This window comes from Pseudomonas sp. B2021 (assembly GCF_018135665.1).
Taxonomy (GTDB): domain Bacteria; phylum Pseudomonadota; class Gammaproteobacteria; order Pseudomonadales; family Pseudomonadaceae; genus Aquipseudomonas; species Aquipseudomonas lactis.
Map to the genome: position 1 here is coordinate 715,093 of NZ_SMOF01000001.1, position 20,253 is coordinate 735,345.

16 protein-coding genes are annotated in these 20,253 nt (G+C 61.4%); 10 read left to right on the plus strand and 6 right to left on the minus strand.

Annotated elements, in window-relative coordinates; all coding sequences use genetic code 11:
- Positions 1 to 55: 55 nt before the first annotated feature.
- Complete coding sequence (locus tag E1K68_RS03175; RefSeq protein ID WP_212613769.1) at positions 56 to 2,134, minus strand: TonB-dependent receptor; 2,079 nt, start codon at positions 2,132 to 2,134, stop codon at positions 56 to 58.
- Positions 2,135 to 2,336: 202 nt separating this feature from the next.
- Here E1K68_RS03175 and E1K68_RS03180 point away from each other — a divergent pair, with 202 nt between their 5' ends.
- The 6 genes from E1K68_RS03180 to E1K68_RS03205 all read left to right on the plus strand — a co-directional run bounded on the left by E1K68_RS03180 (position 2,337) and on the right by E1K68_RS03205 (position 8,961).
- Positions 2,337 to 2,672, plus strand: coding sequence for a YceK/YidQ family lipoprotein (locus tag E1K68_RS03180; protein WP_032900370.1), 336 nt, complete (start codon positions 2,337 to 2,339; stop codon positions 2,670 to 2,672).
- A gap of 119 nt (positions 2,673 to 2,791) precedes the next feature.
- A complete protein-coding gene (locus E1K68_RS03185) occupies positions 2,792 to 4,549 on the plus strand; it encodes a carbamoyltransferase (RefSeq protein WP_003187998.1) in 1,758 nt (585 codons plus the stop codon).
- Complete coding sequence (locus E1K68_RS03190) at positions 4,550 to 5,446, plus strand: GNAT family N-acetyltransferase (protein WP_057709605.1); 897 nt, start codon at positions 4,550 to 4,552, stop codon at positions 5,444 to 5,446.
- A complete protein-coding gene (locus E1K68_RS03195) occupies positions 5,443 to 6,849 on the plus strand; it encodes a PIG-L family deacetylase (RefSeq protein ID WP_003188002.1) in 1,407 nt (468 codons plus the stop codon). The genes E1K68_RS03190 and E1K68_RS03195 overlap by 4 nt, the downstream gene beginning before the upstream one ends.
- Before the next feature lie 85 nt (positions 6,850 to 6,934).
- Positions 6,935 to 8,083, plus strand: a complete 1,149-nt coding sequence (locus E1K68_RS03200; protein ID WP_003188003.1) for a glycosyltransferase family 4 protein — start codon at positions 6,935 to 6,937, stop codon at positions 8,081 to 8,083.
- Positions 8,080 to 8,961: a glycosyltransferase gene (locus E1K68_RS03205; RefSeq protein WP_003188004.1), complete on the plus strand. Its 882-nt coding sequence runs from the start codon at positions 8,080 to 8,082 to the stop codon at positions 8,959 to 8,961. The genes E1K68_RS03200 and E1K68_RS03205 overlap by 4 nt, the downstream gene beginning before the upstream one ends.
- 123 nt (positions 8,962 to 9,084) lie before the next feature.
- Here E1K68_RS03205 and E1K68_RS03210 read toward each other — a convergent pair whose 3' ends face one another.
- Positions 9,085 to 10,926: an O-antigen ligase family protein gene (locus E1K68_RS03210; protein WP_212613771.1), complete on the minus strand. Its 1,842-nt coding sequence runs from the start codon at positions 10,924 to 10,926 to the stop codon at positions 9,085 to 9,087.
- A 158-nt stretch (positions 10,927 to 11,084) separates the two neighbouring features.
- On the opposite strand from E1K68_RS03210, the gene msbA reads away from it, so the two are divergent.
- Both msbA and hldE read left to right on the plus strand, forming a co-directional pair.
- Positions 11,085 to 12,890, plus strand: a complete 1,806-nt coding sequence (gene msbA / locus E1K68_RS03215; RefSeq protein WP_003188007.1) for a lipid A export permease/ATP-binding protein MsbA — start codon at positions 11,085 to 11,087, stop codon at positions 12,888 to 12,890.
- A gap of 157 nt (positions 12,891 to 13,047) precedes the next feature.
- On the plus strand, positions 13,048 to 14,472 hold the full coding sequence (hldE, locus tag E1K68_RS03220; RefSeq protein ID WP_212613772.1) for a bifunctional D-glycero-beta-D-manno-heptose-7-phosphate kinase/D-glycero-beta-D-manno-heptose 1-phosphate adenylyltransferase HldE: 1,425 nt from the start codon (positions 13,048 to 13,050) through the stop codon (positions 14,470 to 14,472).
- A 27-nt stretch (positions 14,473 to 14,499) separates the two neighbouring features.
- On the opposite strand, the gene E1K68_RS03225 is transcribed toward hldE, so the two are convergent.
- Genes E1K68_RS03225 through E1K68_RS03240 form a run of 4 tightly spaced genes read right to left on the minus strand, consistent with a single transcriptional unit; the run spans position 14,500 to position 17,877 of the window.
- Entirely contained in the window at positions 14,500 to 15,459 is a 960-nt protein-coding gene (locus tag E1K68_RS03225) for a hypothetical protein (RefSeq protein WP_003188010.1), read from the minus strand.
- A 42-nt stretch (positions 15,460 to 15,501) separates the two neighbouring features.
- Positions 15,502 to 16,314 (minus strand): aldo/keto reductase, encoded by an 813-nt coding sequence (locus E1K68_RS03230; protein WP_056782736.1) that lies wholly within the window; start codon positions 16,312 to 16,314, stop codon positions 15,502 to 15,504.
- Positions 16,311 to 17,486: an FAD-dependent oxidoreductase gene (locus E1K68_RS03235; protein WP_192002222.1), complete on the minus strand. Its 1,176-nt coding sequence runs from the start codon at positions 17,484 to 17,486 to the stop codon at positions 16,311 to 16,313. The genes E1K68_RS03230 and E1K68_RS03235 overlap by 4 nt, the downstream gene beginning before the upstream one ends.
- A 55-nt stretch (positions 17,487 to 17,541) precedes the next feature.
- Positions 17,542 to 17,877 (minus strand): multidrug efflux SMR transporter, encoded by a 336-nt coding sequence (locus E1K68_RS03240; RefSeq protein ID WP_003188013.1) that lies wholly within the window; start codon positions 17,875 to 17,877, stop codon positions 17,542 to 17,544.
- A gap of 103 nt (positions 17,878 to 17,980) precedes the next feature.
- On the opposite strand from E1K68_RS03240, the gene E1K68_RS03245 reads away from it, so the two are divergent.
- Positions 17,981 to 18,871 carry a LysR family transcriptional regulator gene (locus E1K68_RS03245; protein ID WP_034134745.1) on the plus strand — a complete coding sequence of 297 codons (891 nt, stop codon included), beginning with the start codon at positions 17,981 to 17,983 and terminating at the stop codon, positions 18,869 to 18,871.
- Between the two features lie 23 nt (positions 18,872 to 18,894).
- Positions 18,895 to 20,172, plus strand: coding sequence for a lipid IV(A) 3-deoxy-D-manno-octulosonic acid transferase (gene waaA / locus E1K68_RS03250; RefSeq protein ID WP_212613773.1), 1,278 nt, complete (start codon positions 18,895 to 18,897; stop codon positions 20,170 to 20,172).
- The last annotated feature ends 81 nt before the right edge of the window (positions 20,173 to 20,253 follow it).

Genomic DNA, 20,253 nt, shown 5'->3' on the forward strand with positions numbered 1-20,253 from the left:
CGGTCAAAATGTGGGAGCGGGCTTGCCTGCGATGGCGCCCGTCCAGGCGCTGCATTCAGAACTGGTACTGCGCCCCAGCCCCCGCATACCACGACCGCCCCGGCGCGGCTTCGTAATAGCGACCATTGCCGTCGCCCACAATTACCGACCCCACATACTGGCGATCCAGCAGGTTATCCAGGCGCAGGGTCTGGTGAAAGGTCCAGTGCTCTACCTTTTGCTCAAACCGCGCGCGCCAGTTGAAGACGCTGTAGGCCGGTGCGGCGCGTTGTTGGTTGGTGTCTTCTACGTAGACCTTGCTGCGGTACATGCCTTCGATGGCGGTGCTGACCCAGTCCCGTGGTTTCCAGTTCAGTTCGGCGAACAGGGTGGTTTGTGGCACGCCGGGGAGGTAGTTGCCTTTGTCGATGGTTTTCCCGTTATTGGCGAAGTCGCTGTCGTATTGAGCTTGCAGGCGGGTATAGGCGAGGCTGGTGCTCCAGTGGTCGCTCAGTTGGCTTTCAACGCCCAGTTCGAAGCCGCGGCGCAATGTGCGACCGGCGTTCTGGTAGCTGGTACGGCCACCGATGGATTGCTGCACCACCAGTTCGTCCTCGGTGGTGATCTGGAAAACGGCGGCGTTGATCCGCGTGTTGTTCAGTTGCGCTTTCACACCCATTTCATATTGGGTACTTTCAGACGGCCTCAAACCGAAGTTGAAGCCCTCGGTGTTGCCCGGCGCATAGGCCAGCTCGGCCTGGGTCGGGGTTTCAAAGCCTTTGCCTGCGCTGATGTAGCCATGCAGGTCGGGGGTGAACGCATACATCACGCTCATTGAAGGTGTGTTTTTCTGGTAGGTCTTGTTGCCGCTGGCGTCGCCATTGCTGAGGAACTGGTCGTCAACGTCCATCTGCATCGTGCTGTGGCGTACGCCGGCTTGCAGGGTCCAGCGGTCGAGGGCCCAGTTGGCTTGGATATACGGGTCGAGGCTGCGAGCCGTGTCGATTTCGTCGCGGCGTAGTTGGCCTTTCACGCCGAGGGTGTTGCCGCTGTAGTTCTGATAGCCATGGCGGCTGTCTTCGCTTTGGTCGAAGTCCAGGCCGGTGATGATCATCAGCTCGCCAGGCGCGCTTTCGATGGGCTGCATCCAGCGTACGCTGCCGCCGTAGAACTTACGGTCAAATTGCACCACGCCACCGCCGCGTTCGTTGGCGGGCGTGCCCTTGGGGATCGACAGGTACTGAATCACACTACGGCGCCCGGTATAAGCATTGACCTGCAAGGTCGCGCTACCGAAATACCGCTCGTAATTCATCCCCAATTGCTGATGATCGATACTTTTGCGCGTGTTGTAGTTCAGCGTATTGGCGCTCACCGAACGCGGGTCGGCCTTGTATGCCGCCCATGTCTGCCCCAGCGGATCCTGCGTACCGTTCTGCTCCAGGCTGCTATAGATCAGCGCCAGCTTGCTGTCGTCATCGGGCTCGACATTGAGCTTGGCGAAGGTCTGGTCGCGGCGCGCGCTGCTGTGATCGCGGTAGCCGTTGGTGTCCATGCGCGAGGCGTCGAGCACAAACCCGGCGCCATTCGCCGCGCCCTCGGCGCTCAGGTGGTTCTTGTTCAGCCCGTCGCTGCCCACCAGGGTTTCGGCGCCGATGCGCGGCGGGCCTTCGCCGTCGCGGGAGAACATCTGGATAACACCGCCGGCGTTACTGCCATACAGCGTCGCCGCCGGGCCGCGCAGCACTTCGATGCGTTCGGCGGTATCGAGGTTGAAGGTGGCGGCCTGGCCCTGGCCATCCGGGGTACTGGCGGGGATGCCGTCGGCGATCAGCTTGATGCCGCGCACGCCGAATGCTGAACGGGCGCCGAAGCCTCGGGAAGAAATTTGCAGGTCCTGCGCATAGTTCTGGCGGTTTTGCACCACCAGGCCGGGTACGCGGGACAGGGCTTCGGAGGCGTTGATGCCGAGTTGGCCGTCGTTGATCTGTTCGCGGTTGATGCCGTCCACTGAATACGGCAGGTCGAACGTCGGGCTGGCGCTGCGCGAGCCGGTGACCACGCTGGGGTCCAGGATCAGGGGCGCATTGTCGGCCTGGGCGGTGTTACACAAGCCCAGCAGTAAGGCAAGGCAGGTTGGAGCAGAAGGAGTCATGAAAGGGCCGGTTGGTAGCGCGCAAATGAGGGGCGCAGGCGAAAATGTTACAAGTTTAACGACTCGTCCTCTGATTTGCCGAAATCCTTACCGCTGGGCGCAATGGGATGCTTCCTACGCCTAGCGTCGACTGCGTAAGCCTGAAGCCTTGGTTCTGTGGTGTTAGGTTCTCGGTCTTTTTAACAAACAAGAAGAATCAACTATGCGGACTCCTATTCTGAGGTTGCTGGTATTGCTGGGAATATCGTTGCTCATGGGCGGCTGCGGCACTACGACCACGGTGCTGCGTGGCGATGACGTCACTGTTCTGGACCTCAAGAGGAAGAATACCTACTGCAACTCTGTTCCGCGTGTTTATAGCGGCGTGGTTTATGACTTGTGTGTCTTGCATGGGCCGCCGAACTCTGCAAGTGATCTCTCGTTGAATGGTATTCCCTGGGTCATTCTTGATGTGCCCGTCTCTGCTGTCCTGGACACGCTCGTGCTGCCCTACACGATCTACCGCCAAAGCGCGGACGGCAGCATCGAGCTGCGCTAACAGCTTCCTACCGCTTTTAAGCTATAATCCCGCCCTTTAGCTGTTTCCCGCCCCGGCGGGAAACACACTTTTTTCAGGCGCGATGCGCCTGCATGCAGACTAAAAGAGGCTAGACCCCAGTGGCATTGACGATTCTTGGCCTGTCCGGCGCCCTTAGCCATGATCCTTCCGCAGCCCTGTATATCGACGGCAAGCTGATTGCGGCCGCCGAAGAAGAGCGCTTCGTACGCGACAAACATGCAAAGAACCGCATGCCCTACGAGTCGGCGAAGTTCTGCCTGGAACAGGCCGGCATCAAGCCTTCGGACGTTGACGTAGTGGCGATCCCGTTCGCCCCGATCAGCCTGTTCGGCGAGGCGCGCTGGCACTACGCCAAGCGTTACTGGTACGCCCCGGACCGCGCCCTCGACGCGATCCTGATGGGCAACCGTCGCTACAAGCGCTATCGCAACAAGATCGTCTGGTGCCTGGAGCAACTGGGCTTCGATCCGAAGAAAATCAAGATCGAACCGGTGGAACACCACCTGGCTCACGCATCCAGCGCCTACCACTGCTCGGGCTTCCAGGAAAAAACCGCGATCCTGGGCATTGACGGCAAGGGCGAGTACGCCACTACCTTCTTTGGCTACGGCGAAAACGGCAAGATCCACAAGATCAAGGAATTCTACGATCCGGACTCCCTCGGCGGCCTGTACGGCGCAATCACCGAGTTCCTCGGTTTCGAGATGCTCGACGGTGAGTTCAAGGTCATGGGCATGGCGCCGTACGGCGATGCCAGCAAATACGACTTCTCGCGCCTGGCCTCCTTTGAAAACGGCGAGCTGGTGATCAACACCGACTACGCCAACGTCATCGGCCTGCGCCGCTACAAAGAGAAGGGCAAGGGTTTCTACTTCTCGCCAAAACTGATCGAGTGGCTGGGCCCCAAGCGCGAAGGCGACATCGCCGACGAGCCGTATATCCACTACGCGGCCAGCATGCAGGCGCTGTTCGAGAAACTGGCCTTGCAGATGATCGACCATTACCTGGGCGACATTCTCAAGGACACCGGCAAGCTCGCCTTCGCTGGCGGCTGTGCGCTGAACGTCAAGCTGAACCAGAAAATCATTGCCCGTGACGACGTCAAAGAACTGTTCGTGCAACCGGCCTCCGGCGATGCCGGTACCGCTGTTGGCGCGGCTGCCTATGTGTCCCACGCTCGTGGCGTACCGGTTGAGAAGATGGAGCACGTCTACCTCGGCCCGTCCTACAGCAACGAAGACGTGATTGCCGCGTGCGCCAAGCACGAGAGCAAGCCGAACTGGCGCAAGATCGAGAACATGCCTAAGCGCATTGCCAAGATCATGGTCGACGGCAACCCGGTGGCCTGGTTCCAGGGCCGCATGGAGTTTGGCCCGCGTGCGTTGGGCGGTCGTTCGATCATTGGTTGCCCAAGTGCGACCGGCGTGGCGGATCGCATCAACCACCAGATCAAGTTCCGCGAGCGTTGGAGGCCTTTCTGCCCGTCGATGCTCGACACCGTGGCCCCGCAGATGATCAAGGTCGATCACCCGGCGCCGTTCATGACCTTCACCTTTGAAGTGTCGGAAGAATGGAAGACCCGTGTGCCGGAAGTAGTCCATGAAGATGGCACCTCCCGCGCCCAGGTGCTCAAGCGTGAATACAACCCGCGCTACTACGACATGATGAAAGAGCTGGAAGTGCTGACCGGCAACGGCGTGTCCCTGAACACCTCGCTCAACCGTCGTGGCGAAGCGATGATCTGCTCGCCGACCGACGCGCTGAACATGTTCTTCGGTTCGGACCTGCAGTACCTGATCATGGAAGACATCCTCGTGGTCAAGGACGGCGTAGACCCTTATGACGCCGTGGTTTAAATGCTGAACCGCTTCCAGGGCTGGCGTGAACGTGGCTGGGCGCCTGTCGAGGCCGAGGTTTACGCCCAGGCTTGGCAGCGTTACGGCGGCAGCGTGGCGACCCATCCCCAGGTGATCGAACGCTTGGCCGGCCTGGCGCAGATACCCGTGCGCTACCTGGGCTGGGAACAAGGTGGTGAACTCAAGGGGGCAATTGCCACCTGGGGACGCGACCTGGCGCTGTCCAAGGACGTGCTCAAGCGCAGCGGCAAGAAAGGCCTGTTTGACCTGGGCAACGCCGAGATCATTCTGCCGATTGCTGCCGATGCGCAGGTACCGTTGCGGCATCGTGCGCGCTACCTGTCGACTTTGAACGAGGGGCGCGTGAGCACCCTCAAACCCCAGGCCGAGCAGTTGGCCATGGCGCGTACTCCCGAAGACCTGTCGAAGAAGTTTCGCTACAACCAGCGGCGTGAACTGCGCCTGTTGGAAGAGGCGGGCGGCGTGGTACGGGCGGTCAGTGAGTTCTCGAGCGTAGAGCTGGCGGCGATTTATTGCGATCTGTTCCAGCGCCGTTGGGGCTTCCCGGCGGCGGGCGCGGCGCGTCTGGCCGAGGTGCTGGAGTTGCTCAAGGAATTCCTGTTCGGCTCGGTGCTGTTTCTGAACGACGCGCCGATTGCAGTGCAATTGGTGTATCAGGTGCAGTCCAACGAGTGGTTCAGCGCCGAGTATGTCAACGGCGGCGTGGACCCTGAAACCCGTGCATTCAGCCCCGGCAGCGTGCTGAGCTTTCTCAATACCCAAAGTGCCTGGGAACAGGCGCGGGCGGCGAACAAGTCACTGCGCTTTTCCTTCGGGCGTTCCGACCGTGAATACAAGGAGCGCTGGTGCAACCCGGTGCCGGTGTTCAGTGTATGAGCCGTAAACAGCAACTGCTCAAGCGCCATCGGCGTAACAAGCGTATTGCGCTATTGATCGGCGTGCTGGTGTTGGTCGCCACCGGCGTACTGGTGGCCTGGTGGTTGCCGCTGATCCTTGCGGTGCTGCTGTGGGCCGCCCATGAAGCCTGGTTTGCCGATCACCTGTTTTACTCGCCCAAAGACAGCTATGAGTATGCCTTCCCGGCCGGCAGCGAACAGCCCGGCTTGCACCTGGAGGCGGGCCGGCTGCTGCTGGATGCGCCGTTGGCGGCGGATGAAACCCTGATCGTCGGCGTTGAGTTGAAAAGTACCTGGCTGGGGCGTTTCTTCGACCCTGCGGTGGACCTGTTGGGCCTGGCAAGCCCGGACCGGCAAGCCTTCGAGCGCGGCGTCGCTGGGCGGCGTTATCTGAACCTGACCGGCGCCGCCGAAGCCTTGGCCGCGGGCAAGCTCAAATTGCGCGGGCGTTTTTGCCGGATCAAGGGCCAGCCGACGCTGTGGCGCTTTCGCCAGCCGGACTATCGCCAGCAACGTGTGATGGTGATCGCGCCCCATGCCGACGATGCCGAACTGGCTGCGTTCAGCCTTTACAGCCAGGCGACTGAAAGTTGGATCGTCACGCTGACGGCCGGTGAAATCGAGGCCGAGCATTATCAGCATATGGGCTTGCCCAAGGCTGAAGCTGCGCGCCTCAAGGGCCGTTTGCGGGCCTGGGACAGCGTCGCGGTGCCGCGCTGGGCGGGCGTACCCGAGGCGCAGTGCGTGCAGTTGGGCTACTTCTGCATGCAGTTGCAAGCCATGCAAGCCGCGCCGGATCAGCCGCAAGCCTCCCGCGAAGCGGATTTGGCCGATACGCGGCTGTTTCGCCAGTTCAATGGTTTTGCCCTGCCTGGCGATGCTGATGGCGCGCCGACCTGGCATAACCTGATCGCCGACCTGCGGGCGCTGCTGCTCAAGGCGCGGCCCCAGGTCATCGTGTTGCCCACGCCGTTGCTGGACCCCCACGCCGACCATATCTGCGCCCATGCGGCAGTGTTGGAAGCCTTGCAGGGCCTGGCGTGGCAGCCCGACACATTGCTCGGCTACGCCAATCACCTGCATGATAACGACCGTTGGCCCATGGGCGATTCCGGCGCTGGCGTGGCGTTGCCGCCGCGTTTCGATAGTGCTGTGGAGCTGGTGCCGTGCAGTTTCGCCCTCGCCTTGAGCCAGCAGCAGGACAAGGCCATGGCCCTGGGCATGATGCACGACCTGCAGCCGTCAGCGCCGTTCAAGCGTCGAGTGCGTAGGTGGTTGCAGCAACTGCTGGCGGGCCGTAGGCCGTCGCCCTATGGCGAGAACGAATTCTTTCGCAAGGCCGTGCGCCGTCACGAGCTGTTGTGGGTCCTGAAGCAGGACTGAGAGCCGATTGAAGGCAGGCCGGTATGCGCCTGTCGCCCTTTTTACCGGGCTGCGTGCCCGTAGCCAGATCGCTGCATGGAGAGTTATGAAGCCTCGTTTCAAGGTTTTGCAGTTACAGCCGGACTACAACGTCAAGACCCATGACTTCGCCGACTTGGGTGAGCAAATCGTCAAATCCCTGCCGGCTGAGCGCTTTGAGGTGACCTCCGGATTTCTCAGCGGGCGCCCGCTGCCTGGCCAGCCCCTGAGCGTGGCCGAACACTCCCACTATTTCGAGCTGCCAGAGAAGTCCCTCAAGGGCATTCGCTTTGGCGCCATGTGGCAGATCTACAAATACTGCCGCGAGCAGAAGTTCGACGTGGTCATCTGTAACCGCTTCAAGTCGGTGAACATGATGTTGTCGCTCAACCGCTGGTTGAAGATCCCGCTGTGCATCGGCATCTCCCACGGCTTTGGCGAGTACGCCCGTGGTTACCGTCGGCGTCAGACCCAACGCTGGGTCAGCCCGGCGTGGCGCTTTGTCGGTGTGTCCGAAGCGGTCAAGGACTACCTGGTAGACCTCAACTGCGGGTTCACCCGTGAGAACACCACCTACGTCACCAACGCTATCGACATTCCCCAGGCAGAGGCTTTGCAGTTGTCCCGTGAGGACGCGCGCAAGGCCCTGGGCCTGCCCATGGATGCGCGGATGGTCGGCGCCCTGGGGCGCCTGGTACCGATCAAAGGTCATACCCATCTGCTGCAAGCCTTCGCCACGCTCAAGGACAAATACCCTGAGGCGCAGGTTGGGATTATTGGTTCTGGCCGTGCCGAAGCCGACCTGCGTGCCGACATCGAGCGCCTGGGCCTGACCGGCCGTGCGCACTTGCTGGGCTTTCGCGAAGACGGCATGAAGTACGTGCGCGGCTTCGATATCTGGACCATGCCGTCGCTGTTCGAAGGCCTGGGCCTGGCCTTGCTGGAAGGCATGAGCGGCCATCTGCCAGTGATTGCCTCCAACGGCCCGGCGATGCTGCCGCTGGTGCAGGGCGCGGGCGGCTTGTCCCACGACCCGGGCAACGTCGAACAACTGGCTGCGGCCCTGGACACTTACCTGGCCTTGAGCGATGAACAATTACGTGCCAAGGGTGAAGAGGTGTTCCGCTATCTGGAGGCCAACCACACCCTCGACGAGTTCAAGCACAAGTACCTGACCCTGATTGAAACCGGTTTGCGTGAAGTAGGTAGAGCATGAATCAGCCACAACCCCTGGTCTCGGTGATCATCGCTTCCTACAACCATGGCCAGTACATCGAGCAAAGCATTCTTAGCGTGCTGGGGCAGACCTACCCCAATATCGAGCTGTTGGTGGTCGACGACGGCTCCAGGGATGACAGCGTCGAACGTATCCAGCGCTTGCAGGCCGAGCACGGCTTTGATTTTCAGGTGCAGCAGAACCAAGGGCTCAGCGCTACCTTGAACGGTGCGATTGCTCGCGCCAAGGGCAGCCTGATTGCGCCGTTCGGCTCGGATGACATCATGTTGCCGGACCGCATCGCCACCCAGGTGGCGTATATGGACGGCAAGCCGAAGGTGGGCATGTGTGCTGGCAATATCGAGCTGATCGACGGGGACGGCAACCTGCATCCAGAAAAGAAACAACGTCGCGACGTGCCATTTCGCCGTCTGGATTTCGACGACCTGTTCCTGGACCGCAAGCCGTTTCCACCGGCGCCGACCATGCTGATACGTCGCGAAGTGCTGGAGGAGGTCGGTGGTTTCGACCCACAGATTCCCCTGGAAGACTTGCTGATCCAACTGAAGATCACGGCGGCGGGCTATACCATCGACGCCCTTGACGTGGTGATGGCCAAGTATCGCCAGCACGCTAACAACACGTACAAGAACCACCGCTACATGATCCAGAACATCCTCAAGACCTACGCGAAGTTCAGCGAGCACCCGGCCTATGACGCGGTTCGCTACAACTTTCTGAACTCGATGTTCCTCAAGACCGCCGACCGCGACCGCCCGTTGGCGCGGGAGATTCTCAAGCAGATCCCTTTGAAGTTCTGGGGGCGCAAGACCTTGCGGGGGCTGGTGCGGTTGTATCTGGCACCGCTCAAAAACTGAACCGCCACCGCACCCTGTAGGAGCGAGCTTGCTCGCGAAGAACGTCAACGATAACGCGTGCTTCCTGAATAAACGCGGTGCCGGTGAGTTTTTCGCGAGCAAGCTCGCTCCTACAGAGGGGGTTTACAGGCTCTGGACCTGTTCGCGGATTTTCGCCGTGGCGGCTGGGCTTGCCACCGAGGCGTAACCTTTGACCAGTTGTTCGAAGTGCGTTTCGAACAGCCAGTTGCGGTCCTGGGGATAACGCTGCATGTGGCGCAGGTTACGTTGGCGCAATGCGTAACGCAGTGAAGACGGGTAGATACGCAGGTCGGCCACGTCGATCAGGGCGAATTCACCATCGTCCATCAACAACACGTTACCCAAGTGCAGCGAACGGAAGTACACGCCGCGCTCGTGCAGTTGCGCCATGAACCGGCCAAAGCGCTCCACCAGTGACTCACGCAGGCTGCTGTCCAGGCTTTGCAACGCTTGGCGCAACGTCAGGCCGGGCAACGGCGTGTAGCGCACTGCGCTGCTGGCGTCGTTCAGGCGGTAGAGCCCGAGGATGTGCGGCGTAGGAATGCCCAGGGTACGCAGTTGCTCGCTGTTGCTGGCAAAACGCTCGGAGTACGGGTTGAAACTGCCGGAGGTGTACCAGCGGCGTGGGCGGAACAGCTTGAGGAAGCTGCCGTCTTCCAGACGCAGGACTTTGGGCCCCAGGCCATCGGCTTCAATCACATGGGCATTACTGCACAGCTGTTCAAACGCGGCGGGCTTGAGGTTCTGCACCTTCATGCGCAGCAGGCTGTGATGGCGCTGGGCGAGGCTCAGGCCGGTGATGATTGCCAGGGGGATCCACAGCAGGAACCAATGTTCCTTGGGCCGTGACAGGATCCCTCCGCCTTCGGTCAGGCCTGCTCCGATGCCATAGGCCAGCAGGGACGATGCCAGGATGAACAGCGGCTGGGCGCGCTCCTTCAAACCTTTGTATAGGCCCCAGCCGAGCATGAAGGCCCAGGGGATAAAACCAATGATGCCGACGTAATAGAGCACGCCGAGGGCAAAGCTGTGGGGCTCGCGCAGTTGGTATCCATCGGACACCGTTAGGTAAAGCTCGGAATCGTAGCTATGCCCGATCCAAGGGTGCTCGGCGACGAGCTGCAATGTCATGCCCCACAGCTCAAGGCGGAACGAGCTGCCACGTCCAGTGATCATTTCGGGGAAGAACAACAGGAGTCCGGCGGCGCCCAGTACCATGCCGGTGATTAGTAGTGCAGCGCGTCGATTACGGCTGACAAAGCTCATCCAAAGTATGGCCAGCGTCAGCGCCACCAGTGGCGTGCGTGAGCCGGTCGCCAGTACGGCCATGGTCATGATCGTCAGGGCTGGTACGCTGAACCACAACACCTTCATGCGTTGGGTGGTCATGCAGACGTACAGCCAGTACACGGTGAAGAACCCAAAAAGATGCGAACTCAACAGCGGGTTATCAAGCGCGCCCAGGCCGCCGATCATGCGCAAACCGGGCGAATAGCCCTTGGCGAACGCCACCAGATTACCCAGGCTCACCACCAGCGCAATCACCGCAGCGCTGAAGAAGATCGGTTTGAACAATTCGTTGCGGTAATGCAGCAACAGCCCGCAGCCACCAAACAGCATGAAGGTATTCAGCGGTCGCTTGAACAGGTCGGTATCGGAACTGGGCGCGGGGCTCCAGAGCAGACTGGTCAACGCCCAGGCGGAGAACGCCAGGAACGCGATCGCCAGGGGCTCGCGCAGCAGGTCCTTGAACTCCCGAGGGCGCATGCACAACAGAAACAAGGTCGGTACGCTGAACAGGATGTAGACAATGCGGTGCAGTACATTGCGATTGCCGACAAAGAACAGTGCACTCAGGAGCAGCAGCAAGCCAACAGGCAAAATCCATAGGACCAGGAAGTCGAAAACGCGATTTGAGCCATAGGTAAGGCGCTTGGAGTGCATACAGTAAAGCCATTCCAGAAAGAGAAAGCCGACCATCTTAAGCTAGTGGCTAAGTAATGTCGCCGGTAGGATCCAACCGGGCCGCGGCTTACGCCGGGTGCAAGTACAACAGAGAAGCTGTGCTAAAGTCAGCCTCCTTTTTCAAAACGCCGCGTGATATGACCGACTCCAGTCCGAGCGCAAGCCCTTCGAGCTTGAAAATATACTTCCGCCTGCTCAGTTACGTTAAGCCCTATATGGGCTTGTTTGCGTTGAGTATCCTTGGATTTCTGATTTTCGCGTCGACCCAACCGATGCTGGGTTACATCCTCAAGTACTTTGTCGATGGTCTCTCCAATCCGGAAGCTGTGCTGTTCCCGACCGTGCCCTTTTTGCGCGACCTGCAATTGCTGCAGGCGGTGCCGTTGCTGATCATCCTGATCGCGGCCTGGCAGGGCCTGGGTTCGTTTTTGGGCAACTACCTGTTGGCCAAGGTCTCCCTGGGCCTGGTCCACGACTTGCGGGTGCAGTTGTTTAACAACCTGCTGACGCTGCCCAACCGCTACTTCGATAACCACAACTCCGGGCATCTGATTTCCCGCATCACCTTCAACGTGACTATGGTCACGGGGGCCGCGACCGATGCCATCAAGGTGGTGATCCGCGAAGGCATGACGGTGATCTTCCTGTTCGCCTCCTTGCTGTTCATGAACTGGCGCCTCACGTTGGTGATGATCGCGATCCTGCCGTTGATTGCTGTGATGGTCAGTACCGCCAGCAAGAAATTCCGCAAGCAGAGCAAGAAGATCCAGGTGGCCATGGGCGACGTGACCCACGTGGCCTCGGAGACCATCCAGGGCTACCGCGTGGTGCGCAGCTTCGGCGGCGAAGTCTACGAACAGAAGCGCTTTTTCAAGGCCAGCCAGAGCAACACCAACAAGCAACTGCGCATGACCCGCACCGGGGCGATCTACACCCCGGCGCTGCAATTGGTGATCTACTCCGCCATGGCCGTGCTGATGTTCCTGGTGCTGTACCTGCGTGGCGACGCCTCGGCGGGCGACATGGTGGCCTACATCACCCTGGCCGGCTTGTTGCCTAAGCCAATTCGTCAACTCTCGGAGGTCAGCTCGACCATCCAGAAAGGTGTGGCGGGCGCCGAAAGCATCTTCGAGCAGTTGGACGAAGACGTTGAGGTCGACCACGGCACTGTTGAACGTGACAAGGTCAGCGGTCGCCTGGAAGTGCGTCACCTGAACTTCACCTACCCTGGTACCGATCGCCATGTGCTCAAGGACATCAGCTTTACCGCCGAGCCTGGGCAGATGATTGCGCTGGTGGGGCGTTCGGGCAGTGGCAAGTCGACCCTGGCCAGCCTGATCCCGCGTTTCTACCACCATGAAAGTGGTGAGATCCTGCTCGATGGCATCGAGATCGAGGACTACAAGCTGCTCAACCTGCGTAAGCACATTGCCCAGGTTACCCAGCATGTCACTCTGTTCAGCGATACCGTGACCAACAACATCGCCTACGGCGACCTGGCCGGTGCGCCTCGTGCCGACGTTGAAGCGGCGGCGGCGGATGCCAATGCCAAGGACTTCATCGATCAGTTGCCCAAGGGCTTTGATACTCAGGTGGGCGAGAACGGTGTGTTGTTGTCCGGTGGCCAGCGTCAGCGCTTGGCGATTGCCCGTGCGTTGCTCAAGAATGCGCCATTGCTGATCCTCGACGAGGCCACCTCGGCCCTCGATACCGAGTCCGAGCGGCATATCCAGGCGGCACTCGATAAGGTCATGCAAGGCCGCACGACTCTGGTGATCGCACACCGCCTGTCCACCATCGAGAAGGCTGACCTGATTCTGGTGATGGACGACGGGCGGATTGTCGAGCGTGGTACCCACGGCGAGTTGTTGGCGCAGAACGGTTACTACGCCCGCCTGCATGCCATGGGCCTGGATGCACCGGTGCAGGCGGATATCACCTGATCCACCCGGCATCACGGGGTAAATGAAATGTAGGAGCGAGCTTGCTCGCTCCTACAGAGAGCAAATCCCCTCCCACATTTGCCCTGCGGTGGTCGCAAGCCATCGCAAACCCTGTGCTAATATCGCGCCCCTGTTCATTTTGTATGTGGGTTGCTCCATGAAGTTGTCCATGCCGCGATTCAATCAAGCCGCTGTCTTGGTGGTCGGCGATGTCATGCTCGACCGTTACTGGCATGGTGGTACCTCACGGATTTCCCCTGAGGCGCCGGTGCCGGTCGTCAAGGTCGAGCAAATCGAAGACCGCCCAGGTGGCGCTGCCAACGTCGCGCTCAATATTGCCGCGCTCGGCGCCCCGGCTTCCCTGGTAGGGGTGACCGGCGACGACGAAGCGGCCGAAAGTCTGGCCAACAGCCTGCAGGGTGCCGGTGTGCGTGCGCTGTTCCAGCGCATCGCCCATCAGCCAACGATCGTCAAGCTGCGGGTCATGAGCCGTCACCAGCAGTTGCTGCGTATCGATTTTGAAGAACCCTTCGCCACCGACGCCCTGGCCCTTGGCGACCAGGTCGACGCGCTGCTCGACGGTATCAAGGTGCTGGTGTTGTCCGACTACGGCAAAGGCGCCTTGCAGAATCACCAGGTGTTGATCCAGGCCGCCAAGGCCCGCAACATTCCGGTGCTCGCCGATCCCAAGGGCAAGGACTTCTCGATCTACCGAGGCGCCAGCCTGCTCACGCCAAACCTCAGCGAGTTCGAGACCATCGTCGGCGGGTGTGCCGATGAGCACGAGCTGGTGAGCAAGGGCGCGGCGCTGATGGCCGATCTCGACTTGGGCGCCTTGCTGGTGACCCGTGGCGAGCACGGCATGACCCTGTTGCGTCCGGGCCACCCGGCCATGCACCTGCCGGCGCGTGCCCGTGAAGTGTTTGACGTCACCGGCGCCGGTGACACGGTGATTTCTACCCTGGCAGCCTCCATTGCCGCCGGTGAGGAGCTGCCCCATGCCGTGGCCCTGGCCAACCTGGCGGCGGGCATTGTGGTAGGCAAACTGGGTACTGCCGCCATCAGCGCACCGGAATTGCGCCGCGCCATCCAGCGTTCCGAAGGCTCGGAGCGCGGTGTGCTGGGCCTGGAGCAATTGCTGCTGGCGATTGACGATGCCCGCGCCCACAACGAAAGCATTGTGTTCACCAACGGCTGTTTTGACATCCTGCACGCCGGGCACGTGACGTATCTGGAACAGGCAAGCGCTCAAGGCGACCGCCTGATCGTTGCGGTCAACGATGACGCTTCGGTCAGCCGCTTGAAAGGCCCTGGCCGTCCGATCAACAGCGTTGACCGGCGCATGGCGGTACTTGCGGGTCTGGGGGCGGTGGACTGGGTGATCAGCTTTTCCGAAGGCACCCCGGAAAACCTGCTGGCTCAGGTCAAGCCCGACGTGTTGGTCAAGGGCGGTGACTACAGTGTCGACCAGGTGGTGGGTGCGGACATCGTCAGCGCCTACGGTGGCACGGTCAAAGTGCTGGGGCTGGTTGAAAACAGCTCGACCACCGCGATTGTCGAGAAGATCCGCAACAACGAGTGATACCCCGTGGGGCGAGCCTGCTCGCCCCTAGCTTTTCTTCGGCACGATCTTGCGCAGCATCTGCCGCGCCTTGCCGGTCAAGCGCTTGAGTTTTGAGTCCTTTTCCGGCTCTGCCAGGCCCTGCTGCCTGAGCCAGTCCTTCCAGCGAATTCGCTCATCACGCACCAGCCAGCCCTCTTGCTGGGCAAAACTTTCCGCCAGGTACAGGCCGCGTGTGCTGGCCGGGTACAGCTGATCCTTCTTGACGGTATACAACTCTGCCAGTGGCTCGCCGTCTTTGAGCGGCATCAAGTACAAGTCCGGACGCTGGCGATCCAGGCGCGCCACCAACTGGTCACCCTCCAAACGCTCATCCACATGAAACAAACTGAGGGATTTGGCTTCCTTCGGCACTTCCAGGCGCAGGTCATAAATCAATTGCAGCGAGGCGGTCGGCAAGTGCACGTAGGCCCGTGGGCGCTCGATCAGTTGCATGGTGGCGCAGCGCACCGGGCGCGCGGCGCCGGACAGCGGGCTGAGACGAAACGGCAGGGCCTCGCGGTAATGCAGGGCAGCGGAGTAGGGCGCCGGCAGCCAAGTGTCGTTGAAGCGCCCGCCCAGCCAGCCTTCGGGGGTTTCGAGCAGGCACTCCTCGGCGATTTCCTGAATGGCGGTATGCAGTGGCAGGTTCAGTTCATGGGCCGGGACGTAGCCGGAGATCAGCTTGAGCACCACGTCGCCACGGTCCTGGCGGCGTTGGCGCACCAACACCCAGTAGTCCTTGTTTTGCCAATGCAGGGTCAGGCGCACCGAGACGCCGAGGTTCGCCAGTTCCAGGGCGAAGCGTTCGGCATCTGGCACCTCGACCGGCTTGCGCCGTTGCAGGGTCTGGGCGAAGTTGAGCGGCATGCCGACGCTCTGGTAGCTCAGGCCTTCGGGGGTGGCTTCGACGTGCAGCGGCAGTGTCTTGAAGTTGCTGGGGTTCTTTCTTATGAGCGTACGCGGCATGTCGGCTCCTTCTTGCGACGGGGGTCGGCCGCGTGGGCGGCATCAGAGTTGACGAATGACCCGGGCAGCAGTTGCTACGTTATGGGCCAGGTGCAGCGGATTAATGGTCCCGACAATAGCACTGGCGACGCCCGTTTGCGCGAACAACAAGGTGAAACTGGCCTGAATTGGATCCATTCCCGGTTCCAGGCATACATGGCCGCTGGCCAGGGCCTTTTTCACCAGGATGCCCTTGCCGTGGGCGGCGGCATAGTCGATCACGGCCTTCTCAGCCTGTTCGTTGAGGTTGTAGGTGACCATCGCGCAGTCGCCCTGTTCCAGCGCTTTCACGCCGCCCTCGACGGTTTTGCCGGAGAAGCCGAAACCGCGGATCTTGCCGTCTTTCTTCAACTGCGCCAGGGTCTGGTAAACCTCGCAATCGTTGAGGATATGCAAGTCGTTGCCGTCCGAGTGCACCAGCACCAGGTCGATAAAATCAGTTTCAAGTCGTTTCAGGCTGCGTTCGATCGACATTCGCGTATGGGCCGCGCTGAAATCGTGATGGGACACGCCATTGGCAAACTCTTCGCCAACCTTGCTGACGATGACCCAGTCCTTGCGCTGGTCACGCAGCAGCGGCCCCAGCCGCTCTTCGCTCATGCCATAGGCCGGCGCGGTGTCGATCAGATTGATGCCCAGCTCGCGGGCCTGGCGCAACAACATGCGGGCTTCGTCGTCGCCAGGGATCTGAAAGCCGTTGGGGTATTTCACCCCTTGGTCGCGGCCCAACTTGACGGTGCCCAGGCCCAGGGGCGACACCAGCAGGCCGGTGCTGCCCAGGGGGCGATACAGGTCGTGCAGGGTTGGCAGGCTCATGGCAACAGTTGCTCCCAGGCTGGTTGGCCGATTGCCGGTTTTGGCAACTCGGGCAGGGCGGCGCTGGCGCTTGGCTGGATGCCATCGCGCTCCAGGGCTTGGAGTACGCGGTCGGCGAAGTCCGGCGCCAGCGCCAGTTTGGTTGGCCAGCCGACCAGCAAGCGGCCGTCTTCGGCGAGGAAGGCGTTGTCGGGACGGCTCAGCCCCGATTGCAGCGGCTCGGCGCGATCCACCCGCAGGGTGGCCCACTGGGTCTGGCTCATGTCGATCCAGGGCAGCAGTTGCGCCAGCTCTTTCTGCGCGGTGGCGATCTGTTGTTCAGGCGTACGCGCCACGCCGTCAGCCTCGGCGATATCGCCGCCCATGTACCACACCCAGTTGCCGTCGGCGGCCGGGTGGGTGGTCACGGTGATCCGTGGCTTGGTGCCGCCGCCCAGGCAATGGGCGTACAGCGGCTTGAGGCCAGGGCCTTTGGCGATGATCATGTGCAGCGGGCGTTTTTGCATGGCCGGCTGGCTATGGCCCAGGGCTGCGAGCACATCCGCCGTGCCGCCGCCAGCGCTCAAGACGATGCGCTGGGCGCGGATCTCACGGCCATCGACTTTCAAGCCCACCAGGGTGTCACCGTCCAGCAACGGTTCGATGTGCTGACCGGCGAGCAGACCGTCGCCAGCCAATTGCGCCAGGCGGTTGATCAGGCTGGGCACGTCCACCACCAGCTCGGCCAGGCGATAGACCTTGCCTTTGAAGCGAGGGTTCTGCAGCGCCAGGGGCAGTTCGTCGCCCTTGACCTGATCGACGCGGCCACGCACGGCCTTGCTGGCGAAAAAGCTGGTGAGGTTGCCGGCAATCGTGCCGGGCGACCACAAGTAATGCGCCTGGGACAGCACGCGCACGCCGGACAGGTCCAGTTCGCCGTTGCCGGCCAGGGCTTCACGCCAGCGGCGCGGCATATCGGCAATGGCTTCGGAGGCGCCGGTGAGGGCGCCATGCAGGGCGTATTTCGCACCGCCGTGAATGATGCCCTGGGACTTCAGGCTTTGCCCGCCACCCAGGGTGGCGCTTTCCACCAGTACCGTGGAAAACCCCTGGCTGCGCAGGCGCGCATTGAGCCAGAGGCCGGCAACCCCGGCGCCGACAATCAGAACGTCGGTGGAAATAACGGATGGCATCGGCGACCTCAGTGTTCAAGACAAGAGGCGCAGTATACAGGCTGTTGAGTGGCGGTCAGTGCCCGGCGGTTTTCGAGAACAGCTGAATCACCACCACGCCCAGCACAATCAGGCCCATCCCCAGCATCGCCGGCACATCCAGCTTTTGCCCGTAGATGAACAGCGCCGCGATGCTGACCATCACGATGCCCATCCCGGCCCATACCGCGTACGCCACGCCGACCGGCACGGTGCGCACCACCAGGGTCAGCATCCAGAACGCCACGCCGTAACCGACGATCACCAGCAACAACGGAATAGGGGTGCTCCAGCCTTTGATGGCTTTCATGGAAACGGTGGCGATCACTTCCGAGCAGATGGCGATGGCCAAGTAATAGTAGGCGGCATTCATGGGGCAATCCTCGAGGTGATGCGCATTTGATAAGGTCGGCATTCTAGAGGTTCGCCAGATGGGGTAAAGTCATTACCTATCTAGAATTGAGATGGGTTGAGCCATGAGCGTGCAATGGGATCTGGAGCAGATGCGCCTGTTTGTCAGCGTCGCCGAGCAGCTTTCGTTTTCTGCCGTGGCCCGGGGGCAGCGAAAGGCGCAATCGGCGGTCAGCAATGGCATTGCCCTGCTGGAGGCTGACTTGGGCGTTGTGCTGTTCGAACGTAGCAGCGGCCGGCAACCGCGCCTGACCGAGGCCGGCAGTGTGTTGCTGGAGGAAGCGCGTGAGGTGCTGCGCCAGTGTGAGCGCCTCACGGGCCGGGCCTTATCGTTGACCCGCGGCGAGGAAGCCTGCCTGCGCCTGGCCCAGGATGAGGCGATGTTGTTCCAGCCTGTGCTCGACAGCCTGGAGGCGCTGGCCGTGCACTACCCGCTGCTGGAGGTGCAGTTGTCCAGCGCAGCCCAGGGCGATGTGGCGCGCAAGCTGGTGGAGCGCAAGGCGGACCTGGGGCTGCTGTTCTATCACGACCAGATTCCCGAAGCCCTGGAGCGACGGGTGGTGGGCAGTGTAGAAATGGTCACGGTGTGCGGAGTCAATCACCCGTTGGCCAAGGAGCAGTACGTGACGTGCCAACACCTGGCCCAGTTTCGGCAGTTGCTGATGTCGACCCAGACCAGCGTCTACCCCGGCAGCGAGGCGGCCAGCCCCCTGGTGTGGCGCGCCGACAGCTTCTACGTATTGGCCGAATGGCTGATGAGTGGCCTGGGCTGGGCCTGGCTGCCTCGGCATATCGTGCAATACCCGACCTACCAGCAACAGATGGTCGAATTGGCCAGCGAATGGACTCCGCCCGCCCTGGTGGTGGAACTGGTGTGGCGCCGCGACGAGCACCTTGGGCCCGCCGCGCGCTTCTTGGCCAAACGTTTTGCCGAGTGCTTGCAGGCGATCGACTGAAAAAGCCGATAAACTCCGCCGCCATGAATAGAACTCTCTACAGCTGTCTGTTTTACCTGGCGCTGCCGTTGGTGGCTTTACGCTTGTGGTTGCGTGCGCGCAAAGCGCCGGCCTATGCCAAGCGGGTGGGCGAGCGGTTTTCCTACGGCTTGCCGGTGATGCGGCCCGGCGGAATCTGGGTGCACGCGGTGTCGGTGGGCGAAAGCATTGCCGCCGCCCCGATGATTCGCGGGTTGATGGCGCGTTATCCACAGTTGCCGATCACCGTCACCTGCATGACGCCCACCGGTTCCGAGCGTATCCAGGCACTATTTGCCAATGAGCCGCGCATCCAGCACTGCTATTTGCCGTACGACTTGCCCTGTGCCGCCAAGCGTTTTCTCGACCGCGTGCAGCCCACGCTGGCGGTGATCATGGAAACCGAGCTGTGGCCCAACCATATCCATGCCTGCGCCCAGCGCGGTATCCCGGTGGCGCTGGCCAATGCGCGGTTGTCGGCGCGCTCGGCCAAGGGGTACGCGCGATTTGCCAAGCTGACGGCGCCGATGCTGGCAGACATGAGCCTGTTCGCCGTACAGACCGAGACCGAGGCCGAACGTTTCCGCAGCCTGGGCGCACGCCCTGAAACCGTGGAAGTGACCGGCTCGATCAAGTTCGACCTGAGCATCGACCCTCAGTTGACGGCCCGCGCCGCCGCCCTGCGTGAACAATGGGGCGCCAGCGAGCGTCCGGTCTGGATCGCCGCGAGTACCCACGAAGGTGAAGACGACGTGGTGCTGGCAGCTCATCGCCAGTTGCTGGCGAACTATCCCAATGCACTGCTGATTCTGGTGCCCCGTCATCAGGAGCGCTTTGGCCCCACGTTTGAGCGCTGTGTGCAGCAAGGGTTTGCCACCGTGCGTCGCTCCAGCGGCGAGCCGGTTACCGAGCACACCTCGGTGCTGCTTGGCGACACCATGGGCGAATTGCTGTTTCTTTACGCCCTGGCCGACAGCGCATTCGTCGGCGGCAGCCTGGTGCCGACCGGCGGGCACAACCCGCTGGAACCGGCCGCGCTGGGTAAACCGGTGATCATGGGCCCGCATGTCTTCAACTTCCTCGACATCACCGCGATGATGCGCGACGCCGGGGCTTTGCGGGAGGTGGACGATGCCGATGGGCTGGCCGAAGCGGTGCGACAGTTGTTTGAGTTGCCTCAGGACGCACGCAAGATGGCGCAGGCGGGGCTCAAGGTGATGCAGGCCAACCAGGGCGCGTTAAAGCGTTTACTGGATGGCTTGGACAAACTGATCAAACACTGACAACACCCACCCAATGTAGGAGCGAGCTTGCTCGCGAAAAACGTCAACGATAACGCGTGTTTGCTGAATGAACGCGGCGCC

Bases quoted from the DNA above. Each gene is read 5' to 3' on its own strand.
- E1K68_RS03245 (WP_034134745.1), top strand. From the start codon at position 17,981: ATGAGCGTGCAATGGGATCTGGAGCAGATGCGCCTGTTTGTCAGCGTC.
- waaA (WP_212613773.1), top strand. From the start codon at position 18,895: ATGAATAGAACTCTCTACAGCTGTCTGTTTTACCTGGCGCTGCCGTTG.
- E1K68_RS03235 (WP_192002222.1), bottom strand. From the start codon at position 17,486: ATGCCATCCGTTATTTCCACCGACGTTCTGATTGTCGGCGCCGGGGTT.
- E1K68_RS03190 (WP_057709605.1), top strand. From the start codon at position 4,550: ATGCTGAACCGCTTCCAGGGCTGGCGTGAACGTGGCTGGGCGCCTGTC.
- E1K68_RS03175 (WP_212613769.1), bottom strand. From the start codon at position 2,134: ATGACTCCTTCTGCTCCAACCTGCCTTGCCTTACTGCTGGGCTTGTGT.
- E1K68_RS03240 (WP_003188013.1), bottom strand. From the start codon at position 17,877: ATGAATGCCGCCTACTATTACTTGGCCATCGCCATCTGCTCGGAAGTG.
- E1K68_RS03195 (WP_003188002.1), top strand. From the start codon at position 5,443: ATGAGCCGTAAACAGCAACTGCTCAAGCGCCATCGGCGTAACAAGCGT.
- E1K68_RS03180 (WP_032900370.1), top strand. From the start codon at position 2,337: ATGCGGACTCCTATTCTGAGGTTGCTGGTATTGCTGGGAATATCGTTG.
- msbA (WP_003188007.1), top strand. From the start codon at position 11,085: ATGACCGACTCCAGTCCGAGCGCAAGCCCTTCGAGCTTGAAAATATAC.
- E1K68_RS03210 (WP_212613771.1), bottom strand. From the start codon at position 10,926: ATGCACTCCAAGCGCCTTACCTATGGCTCAAATCGCGTTTTCGACTTC.
- E1K68_RS03200 (WP_003188003.1), top strand. From the start codon at position 6,935: ATGAAGCCTCGTTTCAAGGTTTTGCAGTTACAGCCGGACTACAACGTC.
- hldE (WP_212613772.1), top strand. From the start codon at position 13,048: ATGAAGTTGTCCATGCCGCGATTCAATCAAGCCGCTGTCTTGGTGGTC.
- E1K68_RS03230 (WP_056782736.1), bottom strand. From the start codon at position 16,314: ATGAGCCTGCCAACCCTGCACGACCTGTATCGCCCCCTGGGCAGCACC.
- E1K68_RS03225 (WP_003188010.1), bottom strand. From the start codon at position 15,459: ATGCCGCGTACGCTCATAAGAAAGAACCCCAGCAACTTCAAGACACTG.
- E1K68_RS03205 (WP_003188004.1), top strand. From the start codon at position 8,080: ATGAATCAGCCACAACCCCTGGTCTCGGTGATCATCGCTTCCTACAAC.